We start from the raw sequence: 13,639 nt of genomic DNA on the forward strand, positions 1-13,639 counted from the left end.
AGCTGTTGGGGAGCAAAGGGTCAGGCAGCGGCGGGGTGGTAGACCGATCGCCAGACCTCATTGCGTAAGGTCGCGAATTCCGGTGAAAGACGCATCTCTTCCGTACGCGGATATGGCAAGTTCACCGGAACGATTTTATGAAGCCTCCCCGGCCGAGCAGCCATGACAACGACACGGCTGGCCAGGTAGACGGCTTCATCGACATCATGGGTGATGAACATCACCGTGCGGCGCTCCTTGCTCCATGTCGCAAGAAGCTGATCCTGCAACTGGACGCGCGTCAAAGCATCGAGCGCGCCAAATGGCTCATCCATCAGCAGGATCTTCGGGTTGACCGCATAAGCTCGGGCAATCGCGCAACGCTGCTTCATCCCGCCGGACAGTGTTTTCGGCAGCGAATCCGCAAAGTCACTCAAGCCTACAAGTCCGATGAAATGATCGGCGATCTTCCGGCGCGCCGCCTTCGGGTGCCCGGCTATCTGCAGACCGAACTCGACATTCTGGCGGACCGTCAACCAAGGGAAAAGCGCATACTGTTGAAAGATCACACCGCGTTCAGGCCCCGGGCCGCGCACAGGCACGTTGTCGACCAGAACCTGGCCGGATGTCGGCCCAGTAAGCCCGGCCGCGATGTTCATAGCAGTGGACTTGCCACATCCCGACGGGCCGACCACAGTGATGAACTCGCCATCCTCGATATCGAGATTGAGGCCCTGGAGTGCGTTGAAGGACGCTGATCCGGCGATATTGAACGTCTTGGTAACGTTCTGGAACGAGATCTTGGTGTTCATAGTTTTTCCTGCCAGGCGGTCAGCACGCCATCGATTGCCATAACGATCCTATCCATGATGAGACCGAGGACGCCGATTGCGATGAGACTGACGAATATCGTCGGAAGGTCGTAATAGAGTTGCGCCTGCTGCATGCGGAAGCCGAGACCGGATTGCGCGGCGATCAGTTCGGCCGCCACGACAGTTGCCCAGGACGAGCCAAGGCCTATACGCACCCCGACCATGATGTAGGGCAGCGACGCGGGAACGATGACCCTGCGGAAGATGGTGAAGTCATTGGCGCCAAGCACGCGGGCAGCATTGATCAGCGTCTTGTCCACATTGACGACGCCCTGATAGGTCGCAACGACGCTGGACAGAAAGGAGGCCAGGAAGATGACGAAAACCTTCGGCGTTTCATCGATCCCCATGGTAACAATCGCCAGTGGAATGATGGCGAGCGGCGGGATCGTGCGGAAGAACTGCACATAAGGTTCAATAATCGCGCGAGCGATGCGATACCAGCCCATCAGGAAGCCGACCGGAATAGCTACGGCAATGCCAAGTGCGAAACCGGTGAAAACGCGGCCAAGGCTTGCCAGTGCATCGGACCAGAGAAGTCCGTTTTGGGCCTGGACAAGAGCCTGTTTGGTTACCGCCAGCGGTGTGGGAAGGCCGACGATGCCCTGAGCCGTCACCGTGGCCCAGAGCATTATGCCGACGATGACGGCTGCGATGTTGATCGCGAGCATACCCATCGGTCGCGATAGCCTGGAAGGCTGTTGCGCCGGCGAGGGTTTTTCTTCGGTTGTTGCAACTGACAAGATCATGCCTCCCGCGAAAGCTTGCCTGTTTCTCGACCGCGGCGGCTCACCGCGCATCCGCCATGACATCACGCGTCTTGAAGTTCGATTCGATCAGCCAGTCCCGCATGACATCCAGGAGTTCTCGCTTTTGTTCGGCATGGGCCGGATCGCTCCAGAGGTTTCTCACCTCCTGCGGGTCGTTCTCTAGATCGAATAGCTGACCATCCTTCGAGCCTTTGAAATGCACCAGCTTCCACCTGGCGCTTCTGACCCCCGTCATGAACTCCACGCCGCCAGCCATCGCCACGTCGCCGATCTGTTCGCAAAAAACATGGCTGCGTGGCGTCCACTCTCCCCCTTCCAAAGCGGGCTTTAGGCTTTTGGCCTCAAACGAACCCGGCGGCGTGATACCGGCATATTCGAGAATGGTCGGACCGAGATCGAAGAGCTGGCACAGACCGTCGATGGAACGTCCACCCTTAAACCGTCCCGCGGTCGACCAGATGATGGTCGGCACACGTGTGACGATGTCATACATGGACCATTTCTGGATCAGACCGTGCTCGCCGAGGCATTCGCCATGATCAGACGTGAAGATGACGATCGCATCTTCCAGGTAACCCCGAGCCTTGAGCGCCTCGAGCAGCTCGCCGACCTTCTCGTCGATCAGCGTGACATTGCCAAGATAATGGGCCCAGAGCCGCTGCATCTGCTCGGGGGTCGGATCAAGGCTCCAGACGACGGAGTCATGATCGACCTCAACATCATGCTTGCGCTTGTCCTTCAGCTCCTGATGAAGCGACTGCAATTCCTCCTTCGTCGGCTGYGGCAGCGGCAGATCGTTGCGCCTCAAATAAGGATCGGAGTAACGGGCCGGCGGATCGAACGGCGGATGCGGACCGGGGAAGCCCACCTGAAGGAACAATGGCTCGGTGGGCGGATAGGTGTTGACCCACCACTTCGCCATATTGCCGACGAAGGCATCGGAGTGCAGATCCTCCGGCAGCTCCCAATCAAAAGCACCGAGGCGCTTGGCGTAATCGTCACGCTCGCGGTAGGTTTCGCGCTGCTGCTTGACAAGGCCGTTGGCAGCGAGTGCCTTGTCCCACTCGTCGAAATACCAGCGCCCTTCCATGTATCGGTCCTTGTTTTCCACGACATAGCGTTCGTGAAAACCCGAGTCCGAATTGTATGGGATCGTGTGCATCTTGCCGATATTGACACAGCGGTAACCCGCTTCACGAAGCTGCTCGACCCAGGTCCGCTGCCATTTCTGACCATTGGCCAGAACGCCGGTTGTGTGTGGATAATAACCGGTGAACAGGCTGGCGCGTGAGGGAACGCAGCTGGGCGCCGTGATATGGCAATTGGTCAGCGCCACGCCCTTCTCGACAAGCTGGTCGATATTAGGTGTCACCGCATATGGAAATCCAAGCGCTGCGATCGAATCGTAGCGTTGCTGGTCAGTCATGATCAAAATGATATTTGGCCTTTCAGCCATATGTCCTGCTCCTCCGCGGCGCCGATTTCGAGCTCGCCATCCGGCGAAAGACCGGTATTCCCGCCTCTTTCGCTTGCCTCATATCTGAAACGATGGCATAAAGTTAACGGTAACGCAACGCTCACTTTAGCGAAATACAGGCTCGAAATGGAAACGGAAATCACTGACAGGGGCGCACGCCCGGTCCCGACCCTTGCCTCGATCGCAGAGCGGGTAGGCGTTTCGGTCAACACCGTCTCGCGGGCTCTGCGCGCACCCAACACGGTTCGCCCCGAGCTGCGCCGGCGCATCAACGCGGCCATGGAGGAGTTGAATTACGTGCCTAACCGGCTCGCCGGCGGACTTTCGGGCACGAGATCGGATATCGTCGGCGTCGTCGTGACTTCACTCTATTACTCAGAATTCGCCAGCATCATCGATACACTTCAATCCGCCCTCCTGGAGAGCGGCCTGCAGGTCATGCTGGCGAATACCCGGTACAATGCCGATCAGGAATTGAAGCTTGTTCGGTCTATCCTCAGCTGGCGTCCGGCTGCGATTGCCATCATCGGCGTCGATCATCCTCCAAAAGTCGTGGAACTCCTCAAGGCCTCAGCTATCCCAATCATCGAAATGTGGGACACGGATGGCGAGGTGATCGACACCGCCGTTGGTTTTGATCATACGCGCGTCGGCGCCGCACAGGCGGATCACCTAATTGCCAGAGGCTACCGGCGGATTGCTTTTATCGGCAGCGTTCGCGAGAACGACAGGCGCGCCCAGAAACGCTTGAACGGATTGGAAGCTGCCGCTGCGGTAGCTGGCCTGCCCCAAGTTTTAAAGCACACTGCACAACAGGGTGGCAGCCCTGCACTCGGGGAACGACTGGCGTTCGAACTGATCGAAGGCCACCCCGAAATCGACGCGATAGCCTGCAACAGCGATGTCGTGGCATTTGGCGTCCTGCGCGCACTGAAGACGCTCGGCAAGCGCGTCCCGGACGACATTGGTGTGATTGCGTTTGGTGACAACGAAGCAGCCGGCTGCGTTACCCCGCCGCTGACAACCGTACGTCCGGACCGGGAACGCATCGGCAAACTGACCGCCGAGGCGATCCTGGCGCGCATCAACGGGGCGGAACCATGTACCACGATCGTCGAATGGGAACTCGTCGCCCGCGAAAGCACTCATAAGAAGAATGCCTAGACTTCCGCGATGTCGGCTGTATTTGACTTCGGCGACCCCTTCGACATCGCCGATGACATCAAAAGGGTAATACGATCGTGCCGCGAACTGTCGTTTCCCGAAGCCCCTGCCTGTGAAGCGTCGATCTCGGCCAGGTCTTCGCAGATGCCATCAACCCAGTAGTGCTGCACACATGCATTCCACCACGATCTCCATATTCCTCCACGCTATTCGAATACGCTTTAAGCTCTTCAAGAAGAAGGCTCTCGCGCGCGGTAGCGAAATTGGACTGATCGCCTGCGCTGCACTGGTCGGGGTCGCCTCGGGCTGCGTGGTAAGCGGCATGAGCTGGATCTCGAAGGCTCTCCATCACCTGATCTTCGGCATATCCGATGGYGAGTGGCTGAGTGCCGCTTCAATTGACAACCAGCTTTTGGTTTTCGCCGCGCCGATCGCGGGTGGCGTTATGATGGGCATCGTTTTCCTGCTGCTGCGAAAAAGGCGCAACCGGCCGATCGTCGATCCGATCGAGGCGAATGCGCTCTACGGTGGCCGTATATCCTTGACCGACAGCATTATCGTAGCCGTCCAGAATCTCGTATCCAACGGTTTTGGCGCATCGGTCGGCCTGGAAGCCGGCTATACCCAGCTGTCCTCGGGCATTGCATCGAAGCTCGGCGGGAAACTGAACTTCCGAAGGGAAGATCTTCGCATCCTTGTCGGCTGCGGCGCCGCCGGCGCCATCGCAGCCGCCTTCAATGCGCCGCTGACCGGTGCCTTTTATGCATTCGAACTGATCATCGGTACCTACAGCACCGTTGCGCTTGCGCCGGTCGTGGTCGCTGCCATTTTTGCCACCTTCGTCGCCAGAGCAATGTCCGGCGATACCTTCCTGATCGAGGTTGGCGAGATCGGCGCTGTCGCGCCACATGACTTCCTGCCGGCGATCCTGCTCGGAGCCTTGTGCGCGATGATAGGTATCGCCATCATGAAGGGGGTGACCTTCACTGAACAGCTGGCGCGCAAGAGTTCCATCCCTCCGGCACTGCGTCCGGCACTTGGCGGTATCGTCGTCGGGTTGTTGGCGATGATCACCCCGCAGGTTTTGTCGGCCGGTCATGGGGCGCTGCATCTAAATCTCGACACGCAAAACAGCCTGATAGCGCTCGCGATGATTTTCCTGCTGAAGGCGACGGCATCGGCCGTGTCGATCGGTTCAGGCTTCCGCGGCGGCCTCTTTTTCGCCTCCCTTTTCATGGGCGCACTACTTGGGAAAATCTTCGCTTTCCCCGTTGATTCCATCATGAGCGGCTCACTGACGCCGACTGTCTATGCCGTCGTCGGCATGAGTTCGCTGGCGGTTGCGCTGATCGGAGGACCGCTGACAATGACATTCCTTGCTCTCGAGATCACCGGAGACTTCCCCATCACCGCGCTGGTGCTTGCGGCGACCATCAGCTCCTCGGTGGTGGTAAGGACCACATTCGGCTACTCCTTCGCCACGTGGCGCTTCCACCTGCGCGGCGAAAGCATACGAAGCGCGCACGACATCGGCTGGATACGCAATCTGACAGTCGACAAGCTGATGAGGCCGGACGTCAAAAAGGCAAATGCAAATCTCTCGCTCCAGCAGTTCCGCGAGACTTTTCCCCTCGGCTCGACCCAAAGAGCAATCCTGGTCGATGACGATGATCGTTATGTCGGCATCGTCCTCGTTGCGGAAGTATACGGCGCGGAAGTCACTGTTCAGGAGGCGACGCTTGAGAAGTTCATTCGCTATCGCAACGAGTTCCTCCAGCCGCGGATGAATGCCAAACAGGCCGCCGCGATCTTTGACAAAACACGCAGTGACGCGCTGGCAGTCGTCAACAATCTTATCGAGCGCCGGGTCGTAGGCCTATTGAGCGAGGCTCACACCCTGAGACGATATAGCGAGGAACTCGATCGACGGCGTCGCGAGGCGGTGGGTGAGGCCATCTGAGCAGCTCGCCCGAGCCTCAGGTCGTTCTCTCACCTGCCAACAAAACGGCACTGCCTTTGTCTTGGCGACCTCTCTTTTGCAAACTCATTCGCCGCCCTGCCAGGCATTGCCGGCTGGCGTGCGCCCCGAATTCGCCCCCAGTTTGACACTCGCCAGTGTCCAGCTCTGCGTTTTGAGCGAGCTTCTTATCCGCCATTTCAAAATTTCCGAAATGAGTTCTTCCCTGGTCGCCTGATGCGCCGGATCGTTCCAGAGGTTGTCGATCTCTTTCGGGTCGTTATCCATGTCGAATAATTGCCCCTCGTCGCTGTCGACGAAATGCACGAGCTTGTAGCGCTGGCTGCGGATCATCGTCATGAATTCGGTGCCGCTGAAAATCCGGTCGCCGGCATGCTCCGAAAACACGAATTTCCGCGGCTCGCACTCGTCGCCAATGAGATAAGGCAGCAGCGATTGCGCCTCCATCCAGTTCGGGACCGGCAAGCCGGCGAGATCCAGAATGGTCGGTGCAAAATCGAAGAGCGATACCAGATCGTCGACCACCCTGCCCTCCGTCACGCGGCCGGGAGACCAGACTATGGCAGGCACCCGAACGCTTTGCTCGTACATCGACCATTTCTGACTGTGGCCATGGTCATTGAGACTGTCGCCATGATCGGACGTGAAGATGAAGATCGTGTCCTCGAGCACGCCGCGCCGCTCGACCGCCTCTATCAGTTTTGCCATCTGGGCATCGATCATCGAGACATTCGCAAAATAATGCTGCCGCTGGCGCCGCAGCTGTTCTTTGGTGGGATGCGCAAGATGCACGACAGCGTCGTGATCGACCGTCAGATGCTGCTCACGCAGCTTGCGGAGCGCAGAAGGCTGAGCTGCTATATCTTCCTCGCTCAAGATCGGCTCGGGCAGATCGGCATCGGCGTAGAGATCGAGATATTCCTGCGTCGGATCGTAAGGCGGATGTGGCCCCGGAATGCCGATCTGCAGGAAAAACGGCTCCTGGCCAGAATAGGAATCCAGCCACATCCGAGCGAGGTGGGGCACAAAATTGTCCGAATGAAGATCCTCGGGGAGCGGCCAGACGAACGCACCAAGCGAGGATCGGTAATCCTCCCGCCTGCGATAGGTGACGCGGGTTGGCTTCTCTAAACCGCGTGCCCAGATCGCCTTGTCCCATTGGTCGAGAAAAAACGGCAGGCGAGCCGTCGCACGATCCTTGTTTTCCACCACATGCCGTTCGTGAAAACCGAAGGAATCCTCGAAAGGAGAAGTATGCATCTTACCGACGTTGACGCAGCGGTAGCCGGATTCGGCGAGCTGCTGTACCCAGCTGAACACCCAGGGCTCGTCATTGCGAAAAACCCCGTTGGTATGCGGATAAACGCCTGTGAAGAGACTCGCACGCGACGGCGCGCAGGAGGGCGAGGTCACGTAGGTCTTGCGAAAATACGTTCCTTCTCTGACCATGCGGTCGAAGGTTGGCGTCTTCATATAGGGGAAACCGCCGGCAGCGATCGTGTCGAAACGCTGCTGGTCCGTTATGACGAAGACGATGTTGGGGCGCTTTTGAGATTTTGCCATCTGTTTCTCGTGCCTAAGGCTTCGAGCATTGCCGGCATCCACCTAACCGGAGGCACGCACGATATGCTCGAAGCCAAGATTGATTGATAAGGGTGCTCCTTCACCCCGAAACCTCTCCAGCAGAAGCTCGCCCGCCTGCCGGCCGATCTCCCGGTCGGGTGGGCGGACAGAACTCAGCGAAGGCGATGAGGTAGCCGCAAAGTCGAAATCTCCATAACCACAGAGCTTCACGTCATCGGGGACACGAATGCCAAGCCGGCCAGCTTCGAAGAGCGCCCCCAAACAAAGCATGTCATTGGAAAAGAAGATGGCCTGCGGGCGGTCCGGCCGCCCCATCAGGTCAGCAAATGCCGTAGCGCCCCCCTTCGACGATGCCCGCTCGGACAGGACGAATTCCTCCAGGTGAAGCCCTGCCTCGTGCACGACCTCGCGAAAGCCCGCGGCGCGATCCGCGGCCCTGTGGTCGCCTGGCAATGCCACCAAGGCAAGTCCGAGACGGCGGATACCAAGATCCGCGAAATGACGACCAATGCGCCGCCCGACCTCGCGATGCGAGAAACCGATATTGCTGTCGATCGCGCCTTCCAGATATTCGCCGACCTCCACCACCGGCAGGCCGTCCTCGACCAGGAGGCGTAGCGTGCCGCGGGTGTGGTGCCGGCCAACCAGCACGATGCCGGCGGGTGACCAGGAGAGCAGCGATTTGACGAGTTCTTCCTCGCGTTCGAGAACGTAGTCGCTGGATGACACCATGACCTGATAGCCGCGGCGGTTGAGGACGCCAGTCATCTCTTCCAGCGTCAAGGCGAAAACCGAGTTGTTGAGAGTCGGCACGACCACCGCCACCGTCTTGCTGCGGGTGGCCGCAAGGCTGCCCGCCATCACGTTGGGGATATAGGAGAGCGATCGCGCCGCCTCCGCGATCCGCAGTCGGATCTTCTCGGAAACGGCATCCGGCTCGTTATAGGAACGCGAAACGGTTGTGATCGAGACGCCCGCCATGCGCGCGACGTCGGCCATTTTCGGACGGCGGGTTATGGCTTTTTTCATGCAGGCTTTTAAGTTTCACATGGTAGCGTTTTCATAACTGAAGGAGAGAGGTAAACCAGTGTAATGTCAAATCTTAAATTGCGCCTTGACGTTTTCCTGAAAACGATACCAAATGATTTTTTCGTCAAACCCGGGCAGATCGGAAATTCGTGTCGTTTGGGGCGTTCGGACGCTCCTCCGAAACTGTTCTTGAACAGGAACAACTATGGCCACTGTGCTAATTACCGGCTGCGACAGCGGTCTGGGCGAAGAGTTCGCCCTTCAATATGCGTCAAGAGGCGATCGCGTGATCGCCACCTGCCTTAACCCTGAAGAGCTTCTCGCCCGACATGACTTCGGCTCGAACGTCAAGGTCATGAAACTCGACGTCACCGATACGGACACGGTTTTGGAATTGGCGAACGAGCTACACTCCGCGAAAATAGACATCCTACTCAACAATGCCGGCATTCCGGGCCCTCATCTTTCCCTTGCCGATACCGATCTTGGCCTCTGGCGGCGGATGCTCGAGGTGAACCTCATCGGCGCCTTCGTCGTCTCCAGAGCGTTCATCGAGCATGTGGCACGGAGTGACCTCAAGGTGATCGCCTTCGTTTCCAGCCGCATGGGTTCGATCGGCCTCAACAATACAGGCATTTCCTACGCATATCGATCAAGCAAGGCGGGCCTGAACATGATCATGAAGAGCTTCGCGATCGATCTCGCGCCACGACAGATCTGCGTACTCGGCATTCATCCCGGAAATATTGCAACAGCAGGCGATGCCGGCCTGACGGCTTGCGCAAGCGTCTCCCGCATGCGGGAAGTCATTGCCGAAGCCGGTCCTCACCAAACCGGTACATTCTACAATTACAATGGTCAGATTCTTCCCTGGTGATGGCAATGCAAGCCCGCCTCCGCACTATCCTCGGTCACATACCGGAGTTGCTGCTCGCATCGGGACGGACATCATAGGCGATCCGAAAGCCGGTATTGTTGGAGGCACTATCCGGCGACAGGCCCATGCGGGCAGCAATCCGATATCGATAGCAGTAGCTCTTATGGCAAAGGAACGAGCCACCCTTGAGCACCTTGTCGCTATTTTTTCTCGCCTGCTCGTTGCGGATCTTCGCGTGGCGCGACAGGGATCTCACTCGGAATGGCTCGCTCGTCCACTCCCACACATTGCCGCAAAGATTGTAAAAACCATCTTCGGTAGGCTTGAAGCTGCGGGCGGGCGCAGTACCGAAAAAGCCATCCGCCAGCGTGTTCTCGTGGGGAAACCTGCCTTGCCAGATATTGCAGAAAACCTTTTCGTCGGTGGGCTCTTCGTCACCCCAGGGATAGCGCCGGCGGCGGTTTCCGCCTCTGGCCGCGTGCTCCCATTCAGCCTCCGTCGGAAGACGCCCGCCGACCCATTGCGCGAAAGCCATGGCGTCATTCCATGAAACCTGGGTCACGGGATGATCCATACGTTCCTCGATGGAACTCCCAGGGCCCTCCGGCGCATTCCAGATTGCGCCGTGAACGCGCGCCCACCAGGGCGTGCCCGCGACATTTTCCGCCACGCGCATCTTATCCTGTAGAAGGCCGGCAAACACCGCAGTGTAGCCGAATTTCTCCGCTTCCGTGATGTATCCCGTAGCCTCGACGAACTCTGCGAAGCGTGAGACGGTGACGGTTTCGGATTCAAGAAAGAAATCGTTGACGTTGACTTTGCGTTCCGGGCCTTCGCCATCAATGACAAGGGCCGGATCGTTGGTTCCAACGAAGGTTTCGCCACCCTTGACCGCGATCACATCACCGCCCTTGCCCCGCGATGAAATCTTCGCAGTTTTCTCCGCCCCTTCACTTCCATTGTCTCGGCTGATTGCCGAACAGCATCCGCTCATCATATCTCCGAACTTTACCATTCCGGCGAACTGTGCTTACAAGAGCTACTTGCCGCTGTCGAAAAGCATTTCGAGATGGAACATGTGCGAGCCGCCACGCGGCGTTGATGCCAGGGCTTCCATCTCGCGCAACTCCTTTCGCGGCAGGCGGTCGTGGGTCGCAGGTTCGATGCAGAACACGTTTATCCCTTCGTGGGCATTGCGCAAGGTCTGCAGGAAAGGCAATTTCCGTCCGTCATACTTCAGGCGGAAGCAAGCGCCGCCATCGGCTGCCGCCGCTGCCGCTTTTATCTCGATACCGACAACTCTCCCTCTTCTGTCTTCGATAACGATATCGACGGTATCCACGCTTTCCTTGATGGCCAGCAACAACTCGGGGGCGCGCTGAATTTCATCGACAATGGCGCGATCCATACATCTTACAAAGCCAGCTGGATCCTGTCGCGCTGCGTCCAAGGTTGTCGCATTATCTAGCGTGTAATACTCCATCCCCAGGTTGGCCATCTTCTTGGCCAACGTGGTTTTTCCTGATTGTCGAGGACCTACGATCAATACCACTCGCGTGTCTGACATGGCGTCGGCAACGCGTCGCTCAACAGCCTTTCTACAGCGCCACAGCTTCATTCCTTTGATGACCATTTGAAACTACGACGCCGACTGATTGAAAGTCGAGGCGTGACCGTTTGAAATCACGCAGGCGGCTGATTCAAAGTAGGCGACATGCCAGATGGCGGCATGGGGTCGGAAAAAGGTCACGCAGGCGCTGCTGAATCTTTCGCTGATTTGTCGCGGAACTGACCTAGTGAGCCCTCAACGGAGTGCTACCTGATCAGAAGCGAGGCGAAAGCATCTGTGCATAGTTCTGCACCGCCAGCCGACTGATCTTCCAAACGGAAGGAACGCAGTTCTTGAACGAGGTCGACCCAGCATTGTTCGTCAGGGACCTAACTTTCTTCCGCGAATATCTCCTCCCGTCTTCTGCGTACGATCGAAAGAGCCGGCGCTATCAGCAACAGTGCGGCCAGGAGCAACATGGCCGCGCTGATCGGCCTTTCAATCAGTACCATCGCATTACCGCGCGATAACAGCAGCGCGCGACGAAGATGCTCTTCCATCATCGGCCCCAGGATGAAACCGAGCAGCATCGGTGCAGGCTCGCATCGCAGTTTGACAAAGCAGTAGCCCGCCGCTCCGAAGATGATCAGCATCCACACGTCGAACATTGAATTGGAGAAGCTGAACACGCCTATGCAAGTGATGACGATGATCGTCGGAAAAAGCAGATGATAGGGAAATGTGAGGAGCCTCACCCACAGTCCGACCAGCGGAAGGTTAAGCACGACCAGCATGGCGTTTCCGATCCACATCGAAACGATGAGACCCCAAAATAGCGCCGGCTGTTCCGAGATCACGTTCGGCCCTGGCTGGATGCCATGGATCATCAGAGCGCCGATCATCAAGGCCATGACCGGATTGGACGGCAGGCCGAGTGTGAGCATCGGAATGAACGAAGTCTGGGCGCCGGCATTATTGGCCGCTTCAGGCCCGGCCAGTCCCTGCAGCACCCCGCTGCCAAACTTTTCCGGCTCACCGGAAATCTTCTTTTCGATTGCGTAGGAAGCAAATGAAGAGAGGGTCGCCCCTCCTCCGGGTAAAATCCCGAGCACGGAACCGATGGCCGTGCCTCGCAAGATCGATCCCAGAGCTTCGCGAAAGCGCGCCAAACCCGTCAACAGGCCAGTAATCTGCGCAGCGCCTACCTCCTGTTCGGAGCGGTCATCGAGATTGCGCAGGACTTCGGCTATGGAGAACAATCCCATAGCCAAAGCCACGATCGCGATACCATCATAAAGATCCAGCATTCCGAATGTGTACCGTCGCACGCCGGAGGTGATATCCGTGCCGACGAGCCCGAACAGCAGACCGAGGATCGCCATTGCGATCGCTTTGACAATGGAGCCGTGAGCGAGCGCTATGGCTGCTATGATGCCGAGGACCATCAGCGAGAAATATTCCGCCGGTCCGAACAGCAGTGCAGCTCTCGCCAAAGGCGGGGCAAGCAGGGCGATGATGAAGGTGGCGATGGTCCCGGCGACGAACGATCCCATGGCCGCCATCGCGAGAGCTTCCCCCGCCCGCCCCTTGCGAGCCATTTGATAGCCGTCGAGCGCGGTGACAACGGAGGAGGACTCTCCAGGTGTATTGATAAGGATTGCGGTGGTCGATCCACCGTATTGGGCGCCGTAGAATATGCCGGACAGCATGATGAAAGCGGAAACCGGCGGCAGGCCGAATGACAGCGGCAGCAACATGGCCACGGTCGGTGCCGGCCCCAGTCCGGGCAGGACACCGATCAAGGTTCCAATCAGCACACCGGCAAAGCAATAAAAGAGATTGAGAGGCGTGAGCGCCGTTTCGAAACCAAGGGCCAGGTGGGAGAGCAATTCCATTGTATCAGCCTCCGATCCAGGTGCCGACCGGATGAAGCGGCAGACCGAGGGCGAGGCGGAAGATCAGGTCGGAACAGAGCGTCAGGCCGGCCGCGAGCAGCAGGGCGGGCCTCCATCGAAACGCCGGGCTCGCAGACGCCGCCAAAATTACGACGACGGGCAGTGTCAGATAACTGCCCAGAGGCTGCATGAAGGCTGCGAAAACGATCATCGCACCGAGCACTCGCGCCATCGGACCAAGACGAGGTATCGTAACTGGCTCGTCAGCGGCAAAACTTTTCACCGAGATCACGAGACCGGCCACGATCAGCAGCCCGGAAAGGATGACGGGAAAGAAACCCGGCCCCATGCGCAGCATGGAACCGAAGCCGAAATCAAGTCCGAGCCAGAGGAAGATCACACCCAGCAGGATAAAGATCAGCCCCGCCAAACGGTCAATGCCCATAAAGGCGTGCATGTTCGAAA

At 58.2% G+C, this 13,639-nt stretch carries 11 protein-coding genes and 1 pseudogene; 3 read left to right on the top strand and 9 right to left on the bottom strand.

Annotated elements, in window-relative coordinates; genetic code table 11:
• Positions 1–20: 20 nt before the first annotated feature.
• The 3 genes from LCM4573_RS21725 to LCM4573_RS21735 form a co-directional block, all read right to left on the bottom strand.
• Positions 21–791, bottom strand: a complete 771-nt coding sequence (locus LCM4573_RS21725; protein WP_071008473.1) for an ABC transporter ATP-binding protein — start codon at positions 789–791, stop codon at positions 21–23.
• Positions 788–1,528 (bottom strand): ABC transporter permease, encoded by a 741-nt coding sequence (locus LCM4573_RS21730; protein WP_198539769.1) that lies wholly within the window; start codon positions 1,526–1,528, stop codon positions 788–790. The genes LCM4573_RS21725 and LCM4573_RS21730 overlap by 4 nt, the downstream gene beginning before the upstream one ends.
• A gap of 112 nt (positions 1,529–1,640) precedes the next feature.
• Positions 1,641–3,077 carry a sulfatase gene (locus LCM4573_RS21735; RefSeq protein ID WP_071008475.1) on the bottom strand — a complete coding sequence of 479 codons (1,437 nt, stop codon included), beginning with the start codon at positions 3,075–3,077 and terminating at the stop codon, positions 1,641–1,643.
• Positions 3,078–3,224: 147 nt separating this feature from the next.
• On the opposite strand from LCM4573_RS21735, the gene LCM4573_RS21740 reads away from it, so the two are divergent.
• Positions 3,225–4,262, top strand: coding sequence for a LacI family DNA-binding transcriptional regulator (locus LCM4573_RS21740; protein WP_071008476.1), 1,038 nt, complete (start codon positions 3,225–3,227; stop codon positions 4,260–4,262).
• Positions 4,263–4,434: 172 nt separating this feature from the next.
• Positions 4,435–6,222, top strand: coding sequence for a chloride channel protein (locus LCM4573_RS21745; RefSeq protein WP_071008477.1), 1,788 nt, complete (start codon positions 4,435–4,437; stop codon positions 6,220–6,222).
• Positions 6,223–6,306: 84 nt separating this feature from the next.
• Here LCM4573_RS21745 and LCM4573_RS21750 read toward each other — a convergent pair whose 3' ends face one another.
• Positions 6,307–7,803, bottom strand: coding sequence for a sulfatase (locus LCM4573_RS21750; RefSeq protein ID WP_071008478.1), 1,497 nt, complete (start codon positions 7,801–7,803; stop codon positions 6,307–6,309).
• Positions 7,804–7,845: 42 nt separating this feature from the next.
• Entirely contained in the window at positions 7,846–8,853 is a 1,008-nt protein-coding gene (locus LCM4573_RS21755) for a LacI family DNA-binding transcriptional regulator (protein ID WP_244505386.1), read from the bottom strand.
• Positions 8,854–9,058: 205 nt separating this feature from the next.
• Here LCM4573_RS21755 and LCM4573_RS21760 point away from each other — a divergent pair, with 205 nt between their 5' ends.
• Complete coding sequence (locus tag LCM4573_RS21760; RefSeq protein ID WP_071008479.1) at positions 9,059–9,730, top strand: SDR family oxidoreductase; 672 nt, start codon at positions 9,059–9,061, stop codon at positions 9,728–9,730.
• 34 nt (positions 9,731–9,764) lie between these two features.
• On the opposite strand, the gene LCM4573_RS21765 is transcribed toward LCM4573_RS21760, so the two are convergent.
• From LCM4573_RS21765 to LCM4573_RS21780, 4 genes and pseudogenes are all read right to left on the bottom strand, one after another.
• A complete protein-coding gene (locus LCM4573_RS21765) occupies positions 9,765–10,631 on the bottom strand; it encodes a formylglycine-generating enzyme family protein (protein WP_244505387.1) in 867 nt (288 codons plus the stop codon).
• 432 nt (positions 10,632–11,063) lie between these two features.
• Positions 11,064–11,348: pseudogene (locus tag LCM4573_RS28735) on the bottom strand (AAA family ATPase); the annotation flags it as partial.
• 320 nt (positions 11,349–11,668) lie between these two features.
• Positions 11,669–13,174, bottom strand: a complete 1,506-nt coding sequence (locus tag LCM4573_RS21775; protein ID WP_071008482.1) for a tripartite tricarboxylate transporter permease — start codon at positions 13,172–13,174, stop codon at positions 11,669–11,671.
• A 4-nt stretch (positions 13,175–13,178) separates the two neighbouring features.
• A complete protein-coding gene (locus LCM4573_RS21780; RefSeq protein WP_071008483.1) occupies positions 13,179–13,631 on the bottom strand; it encodes a tripartite tricarboxylate transporter TctB family protein in 453 nt (150 codons plus the stop codon).
• Between the last annotated feature and the right edge of the window lie 8 nt (positions 13,632–13,639).

The organism is Rhizobium sp. LCM 4573, from assembly GCF_001854865.1.
Taxonomy (GTDB): Bacteria; Pseudomonadota; Alphaproteobacteria; order Rhizobiales; family Rhizobiaceae; genus Neorhizobium.

Bases quoted from the DNA above. Each gene is read 5' to 3' on its own strand.
- LCM4573_RS21750 (WP_071008478.1), bottom strand. From the start codon at position 7,803: ATGGCAAAATCTCAAAAGCGCCCCAACATCGTCTTCGTCATAACGGAC.
- LCM4573_RS21730 (WP_198539769.1), bottom strand. From the start codon at position 1,528: ATGGGTATGCTCGCGATCAACATCGCAGCCGTCATCGTCGGCATAATG.
- LCM4573_RS21775 (WP_071008482.1), bottom strand. From the start codon at position 13,174: ATGGAATTGCTCTCCCACCTGGCCCTTGGTTTCGAAACGGCGCTCACG.
- LCM4573_RS21755 (WP_244505386.1), bottom strand. From the start codon at position 8,853: ATGAAAAAAGCCATAACCCGCCGTCCGAAAATGGCCGACGTCGCGCGC.
- LCM4573_RS21760 (WP_071008479.1), top strand. From the start codon at position 9,059: ATGGCCACTGTGCTAATTACCGGCTGCGACAGCGGTCTGGGCGAAGAG.
- LCM4573_RS21740 (WP_071008476.1), top strand. From the start codon at position 3,225: ATGGAAACGGAAATCACTGACAGGGGCGCACGCCCGGTCCCGACCCTT.
- LCM4573_RS21725 (WP_071008473.1), bottom strand. From the start codon at position 791: ATGAACACCAAGATCTCGTTCCAGAACGTTACCAAGACGTTCAATATC.
- LCM4573_RS21780 (WP_071008483.1), bottom strand. From the start codon at position 13,631: ATGCACGCCTTTATGGGCATTGACCGTTTGGCGGGGCTGATCTTTATC.